Here is a 6,374-nt window from a genome sequence, read left to right on the forward strand (position 1 = left end):
TCGCGGCCGCGGCTACGCGCGGCGCGACACGGCGGCGGGCGCGTCGTCCTCCCCGGGCAGGACGGTCAGCGTGCTGGGGGTGCGCGGGAGGATCCGCGTCACGTACGACCTCGCCGCCGCCGTGGTGCCGACGTCCTTGCCGGCCCGTTCCGAGAGGAACCAGCGGTGCTCCAGGATCTCGTGGAACACCTCGGCGGGCGCCAGCCGGTCGGCGAGCGACTCAGGGACGAACGCCATCACGCGGTCGTAGACCTCGGACCGCCACCGGTGGGCCGCCACTGTCTCCGGCACCGGACGGCCCTCCTTCTGCTCGAGGTAGCCGCGGTAGCTCACCAGGTCGTTGAGCAGCCGCCGCGCCTGGTTCTCGGTGACCTGCAGCCCTGTGAGCGCGAACAGCTGGTCGCGGTGCCTGCCCGCCTCCGCCACCCGCGTGTGCACCCGCAGCAGCGTGCCGTCGGGCGTGGTGATCAGCTCGATCTCGTCGACGTCGAAGCCCAGCTCGTTGATGCGGTTCACCCGCTCCGCCACGCGGAAGCGCTGCTCGTCGGGCTGGAACCGCTCCTCCCTGGTGAGCTCCTCCCACAGCGCGTTGTAGCGCCGGGGCAGCTCCGCGGCGATCTCGACCGGGTCGACGTCGGCAGGCAGCAGGCCCCCGTGCTGCAGGTCGAACAGCTCCCCGCCGACCCGCTCGGCCGCGTAGTCGATGTCGAACCGCCGCTGTCCGTCGGACAGGACCTGGTGCATCTCGGCCGTCTCGGCGTCGACGAGGTAGGCGGCGATGCTGCCGGCGTCCGGGCGGAAGAGGGTGTTGGACAGCGAGCAGTCGCCCCAGAACAGGCCCGCGAGGTGCAGCCGCACGAGCAGCTCCACCATCGCGTCGACGAGCTGGTCGGTCGGCCTGCTCGTGTGCCCGTGGGAGAAGACGTAGCGGTAGGACATCGAGTAGTCGAGGAACCGCGTCACCAGCACGGCGTCCTGCTCGATCCCGTCGACCGGGGGCCGCTCCACGCAGACACCCAGCACCGACACGGCCGGCATGCCCATCGCCTCGAGCTCGCCGAGCAGCCGGTACTCCCGGCGGGCCAGCCGCTCGTCGATCTCCTTCAGCGCGTAGACCAGCCCGTCCACCTCGACGAACCGCACGACGTGCCGGGAGATGCCGCGGTGGGCCACCTCGAGGATCCGGTCGTCGACCCAGTCCTCGAGGGGCTGCTCCCACGGCAACGACACCAGCCCGGCCGCGTGGGCGGCCGGGGGGCGGAAGATGAAACGCACCGGCCCAGTATCCGGGGGGCGGGACGGTTCAGGCCTTTGGACCACCCGCCACGTAGATCACCTGGCCGGAGACGAAGCCCGCGCCCTCGCTCACGAAGAACGAGACGGTGTGCGCGATGTCCTCGACCTGACCGGCGCGGGCCACGGGGATCTGGGCGGCCCGGGCGGCCACGTACGTGTCCCAGTCCTCCCCGATCCGCTCGGCCGTGGCCCTGGTCATGTCACTGACGATGAAGCCGGGGGCGATGCAGTTGGCCGTGACGCCGAACTTGCCGAGCTCGATCGCGAGGGTCTTCGTGAAGCCCTGCAGACCGGCCTTGGCGGTGGAGTAGTTGGCCTGGCCGCGGTTGCCCAGCGCCGACGTGCTCGACAGGTTGACGATGCGGCCGAAGCGCTGCTCCACCATGTACTTCTGCACCGCGCGCGCCATGAGGAAGGAGCCGCGCAGGTGCACGCCCATCACGGTGTCCCAGTCCAGCTCGGACATCTTGAACAGCAGGTTGTCCCGGGTCACGCCGGCGTTGTTGATCAGCACGGTCGGCGCGCCGAGCTCCTGGGCCACGCGGGTGACCGCGGCCTCGACCTGACCGGCGTCGGCCACGTCGGCGCCCACGGCCAGGGCCCGTCCGCCGTCGGCCTCGATGGCGTCGACCGTCGCCTTGGCCGCGGCCTCCTCCAGGTCGATCACCGCGATCGCGAGGCCGTCACGGGCCAGCCGCAGCGCGGTGGCCGCACCGATCCCGCGGGCCCCTCCGGTCACGATCGCCACGCGGGCGTTGTCGGTCATCTGGTCCTCTTCCACTCGGCGACCCTCTTCCACTCGACGAGGTCGATATCGAGTCTCACCCGCGTCCCGCACGGAGCCAAGCCCGGGGGGTGCCGCTCAGAATGCGGCGACGATGTCGATGTCCACCCCGAGCAGCGCCCTGCCGTAGATCTCCTTGCTGACGGCCGGGTTGATCAACGCGTGGCGCGCTCCGACGTTCGCGTCGAGCCACATCCGGTGCAGGGGGCTCGACTCCGCGAATCCGCCCGAGCCGTGGGCGTCGAGCAGGAGGGTCAGCGCCGTGACGACGTGCTCGGCCGCCCAGGCGGTGTCGGCCCGGATCCTGGCCCGGGCGAGCTGGTCGGGGTGGGTGCCGCGGGCGGCATGGTCCTCGATGTCGGCGGCCGCGCGATGGGCGTGCAGGTGAGCGGTGTCGATCGTCATTCCGGCCTCGGCGAGTTGCATCCGGAACCCCGCGGAGTCGGCCTGGCGCGCGAACGTCGTGGCGACGATCCCCTTGCGCCCGGCCGCTTCCCGCACGTACTCCAGTGCCGCCCGGCCCAGCCCCAGCAACGGACCGACCAGCACCAGCGTCGCCGTGGGCAGGAACGCGGCCCGGTAGACCGACTCGCCGCCGTACTCCGAGGCGTACCGGCTCTCGGCGGCGAGGGAGACCGACAGCACGCGGTGGTCCGGGAGGAACACGTCCTGCACCACCAGCGTGTTGCTCCCGGTCGCCCGCATCCCGGCGGTGTGCCAGGTGTCCTCCAGCGTGCACTCCGCCATCGGGACGAGTGCCATGGCCGGACCGGCCGGCTGCCCGGACCCGTCCGAGCCCAGGACACCGAGCGTGGCCCATCCGGCGTGCAGCGACCCGGAGATGTAGGGCCAGCGGCCGGAGACCCGCCACCCGCCTTCGACCTGCACGCCGGTGCCGATGGGAGAACCGGACCCGCACACCCTGGCGTCCGGGTCAGCGCCGAACACCTCGTCCTGGGGCTTGCCGGAGTACAGGCCGACCATCCAGGCGCACACCCCGGTCAGCGACGTGACCCAGCCCGCGCCGCCGTCCCCCACCGCCACTGCGGCGCTCACGTCGAGCAGCGCGCGCACGCCCAGCTCGTAGCCCCCGTAGCGCCGCGGGACCATCACCTTGAACGCGCCCGCGCCGGTCAGCGCCGCGATGCTCTCCGGCGGCACCCGCCGGTCGCTCGATCCCTGTCCCACGTTGGCCGCCAGCACCGGGCGCAGGCTCTCGACCCGGGCGAGCAGATCCGCGAGTGCAGAGGACGCATGGTCATCGGTGGCGTCGTTCTCGTTCGGCACGAGTGATCTCCGGGTAAAGTAGTTGAACTGTCAACTCTCCTCTCGATCATGACACCCGACGCGGACCGCCGTCAGCCCGGGCCGAGGTGGGTCACCGGTCGCCTGCCGGCCCCGCCGCCGCGATGTCGATGTCCTTCATCTCGGGCGCCGCCACGAACGCCACCAGGGAGATCAGGCACAGGACGATGAGGTAGCCGGCCACCAGCCAGGGAGCTCCGCCCGCGGCGCTCACGAGTGCCGCGGCCACCAGCGGGGTGAAACCGGCCAGCGCGGCCCCGATCTCCCGCGAGGTGGCGAAGCCCGTGTAGCGCACCCGCGCGCCGAACAGCTCGGCGTAGAAGGCGGGCTGCACGGCGATCATGGGGGCGAGCCCGAACGCGGTGGCGACGACGAACGCGAGCACCACGAGCACGGGCTCCTCGGTGCGCAGCAGCAGGAAGTAGGGGAACGCGAAGGCCGCGGTGAACACCACCGAGAAGATGTTGAGCGGCCGGCGGCCGATCCGGTCCGACAACGCTCCGTACACGGGTTGCAGGATGATCACCACGACACCGAAGACGATGACACCGGTGAGCACGGTGCCCCGCGGGATGCCCAGGGTGCCCGTGGCGTAGGAGACGGTGAACGTCGCGTACAGGTACACGGCCGCGGTGTCGGCGATGTGGGCGCCGATCCCGATGAGCAGGTTGCGCGGGTAGCGGCGCAGCGCCTCCAGCACCGGCGCCTTGACGACCTGCTGCCCGGCGGTGAGGGCGCGGAACACCGGCGACTCGGCCACCCGCAGCCGCACGTAGAGCGACACCCCGATGAGCAGGAAGCTCACCAGGAACGGCACGCGCCAGCCCCAGGAGAACAGCTGCTCGTCGGGCAGCATGCCGACCAGCAGGAACGCGACCGTGCCCAGCACGAGACCGATCTGCACCCCGGTCTGGGCGAAGGAGGTGTAGAAGCCGCGGCGGTGAGCCGGTGCGTGCTCGGCGAGCAGGGTGGACGCGCCACCGAACTCGGCACCCGCGCCGAGGCCCTGCATAACCCGCAGGAGGACGAGCAGCACCGGCGCCCACGCGCCGATCGATTCGTAGGTGGGCAGCAGTCCGATCACACCGGTGGACACCCCCATCACCAGTGTGGTGATGATCAAGGTCTCGCGGCGGCCGATCCGGTCGCCGATGTGGCCGAACAGGATGCCGCCCAGCGGCCGGAAGACGAAACCGACACCGAACGTCGCGAACGCGGTGAGCGTGCCCACCGCGGGGTCGGACTGCGGGAAGAACAGGACGTTGAACACCAGCGCGGCAGCGGTGCCGTAGATGAAGAAGTCGTACCACTCGAGTGCGGTACCGACCAGCGAGCCGCTGACCACCCGGCGCAGCTCGACGGGCGTGGTGACGGCGGGAGCGGGGGCGGCCGGCTCGACGGGGGTGACGTCGTCGAGCGGGGTTCCCGTTGCGTCGTCGGAACGGGGCGTCGTCATCGCGTCTCCTCGGGGCGTTCCGTCACAGGGAACTGCGTCTCGCACCGGCCCGCGTACGTTACGACCGGTTCGTCCCGGAAGGAAAGCGCAATCCCGGCGCGGGCGCACGCCGAAGGATCTCTCGATGCCGCGGTGACAGCGTTGTGGTCCCGTGTTGCTGTTCCCGTGCGCCCTGAGCCGCCTTGTGTGTCCATGACGCGGCAGGGGCGGACTCGGCATCAGTCGAAGAACCAGGCGAGCCGGCGCGGGTCCGGGACGTCGCCGGCAGCCGCGGGCGTGAGGTCGGCGAACACCGTGGACTCGTCCCGGCTCACGTGCAGGGGATGCCACGCCGGGCGGCCGGGCCCGGCGCAGATCCCCTTGACGGTCTGGGTGTCGAGCAGACGCACGTGGGTGGGGTCGGCCACCGCGTTGACGTGCTTCCACCACGGTGAGAGCACGTGCAGCACACCGCCGGGACGCAGCACGCGGTGACACTCGTCCATGAGCGGCAGGAAGTCGATCATGTGCTCCAGTACGTGCACCGCGAAGATCCGGTCGACGGAGCCCGCCCGGAACGGCAGCGCCCGGGAGACGTCCGCGACGGCGGCCACCGACTCCGTCCGCCTGCGGTCCACGCCGATGGTGGTCGGGTACTGCCGCTGGTCGCCGCAGCCCAGGTCGAGGATCACCGGGTCCCGGCCGCCCACCCGCACGCGGTCCCACACGGCGTGCACCCCCGCGAGGCGCCCCACCAGCTGCCGGAGCAGGGCCAGCTGCTCGGCCCTGTCCACGTCACCGCGCAGGTGCACCACCCCTCCGTCCACGGTGGCGGTCACCCGCAGGCCGCGCACCCGCAGGTCGTGGGTGACCAGCTCGCCGACCACGTCCTCCAGGATCGCGTCGCACACCTGTTGCCGCGCCTCGCCTCCCATCCCCTTGCGCTACCCCGCCGTCACCATCGGCAACCGTTTCGGGGTCCGTACCACGGGAACGCTCCAGCGCGACCCGTACCCGACGGAAGGTGTTGGAGATGACCGGTTCCACCGGACCGGACGAGCTCGGCTCGTTCGACGAGTTCCTCGCCCGCTATCTCGGCTCCGGCGCCCGCGGCCCCCGCGGGCCGCGGCGGGTCGACCTCACCCGGCTGATGAGCGCAGGAGCGCGCGAGCTCGTCGCCGCCGCCGCGCAGGAGGCCGTCGACCGCGGCGACACCGACCTCGACGCGCAGCACCTGCTGCTCGCCTCCACCCGGATCGGGGTGACCCGGCAGTGGCTCGGCCAGGCGGGTGTCGACCCGGACGCGATGGCCCGGCTGCTCGACGAGCGCCTGCAGCGCCACGACCCCACCGGCCGCCCGCCCAGTCTCACGCCCGCTGCGAAGCGGGCGCTGCTCGACGGACACCAGGTGTCGCGTTCGCTCGGGTCGTCCTACATCGGCCCCGAGCACATCCTGCTGGCGATCGCGGCCAACTCGGAGTCCGCCGCGGGCAGGCTGCTGGCCCAGGCCCGCTTCTCCCCCGGTGGCCCGCCCGGCTTCGACCCGCGCCGCCC

6 protein-coding genes are annotated in these 6,374 nt (G+C 71.9%); 1 reads left to right on the forward strand and 5 read right to left on the reverse strand.

The annotated features are described in order from the left end of the window. Positions 1-12 precede the first annotated feature (12 nt). The 5 genes from HF577_RS26220 to HF577_RS26240 all read right to left on the reverse strand — a co-directional run bounded on the left by HF577_RS26220 (position 13) and on the right by HF577_RS26240 (position 5,755). On the reverse strand, positions 13-1,275 hold the full coding sequence (locus HF577_RS26220) for a DUF4032 domain-containing protein (protein ID WP_169398622.1): 1,263 nt from the start codon (positions 1,273-1,275) through the stop codon (positions 13-15). A gap of 28 nt (positions 1,276-1,303) precedes the next feature. After that, on the reverse strand, positions 1,304-2,062 hold the full coding sequence (gene fabG / locus HF577_RS26225; protein ID WP_169398623.1) for a 3-oxoacyl-ACP reductase FabG: 759 nt from the start codon (positions 2,060-2,062) through the stop codon (positions 1,304-1,306). 96 nt (positions 2,063-2,158) lie between these two features. Beyond that, a complete protein-coding gene (locus tag HF577_RS26230) occupies positions 2,159-3,367 on the reverse strand; it encodes an acyl-CoA dehydrogenase family protein (RefSeq protein ID WP_169398624.1) in 1,209 nt (402 codons plus the stop codon). Between the two features lie 91 nt (positions 3,368-3,458). Beyond that, entirely contained in the window at positions 3,459-4,841 is a 1,383-nt protein-coding gene (locus HF577_RS26235) for an MFS transporter (protein WP_169398625.1), read from the reverse strand. A 218-nt stretch (positions 4,842-5,059) separates the two neighbouring features. Further along, positions 5,060-5,755 carry a methyltransferase domain-containing protein gene (locus HF577_RS26240; protein WP_169398626.1) on the reverse strand — a complete coding sequence of 232 codons (696 nt, stop codon included), beginning with the start codon at positions 5,753-5,755 and terminating at the stop codon, positions 5,060-5,062. 98 nt (positions 5,756-5,853) lie between these two features. Here HF577_RS26240 and HF577_RS26245 point away from each other — a divergent pair. Continuing rightward, the coding region (locus HF577_RS26245; protein ID WP_281359865.1) for a Clp protease N-terminal domain-containing protein at positions 5,854-6,374 on the forward strand (521 nt) is incomplete at its 3' end.

The sequence above is a fragment of the Pseudonocardia xinjiangensis genome (assembly GCF_012911925.1).
GTDB classification, from domain to species: domain Bacteria; phylum Actinomycetota; class Actinomycetes; order Mycobacteriales; family Pseudonocardiaceae; genus Pseudonocardia; species Pseudonocardia xinjiangensis.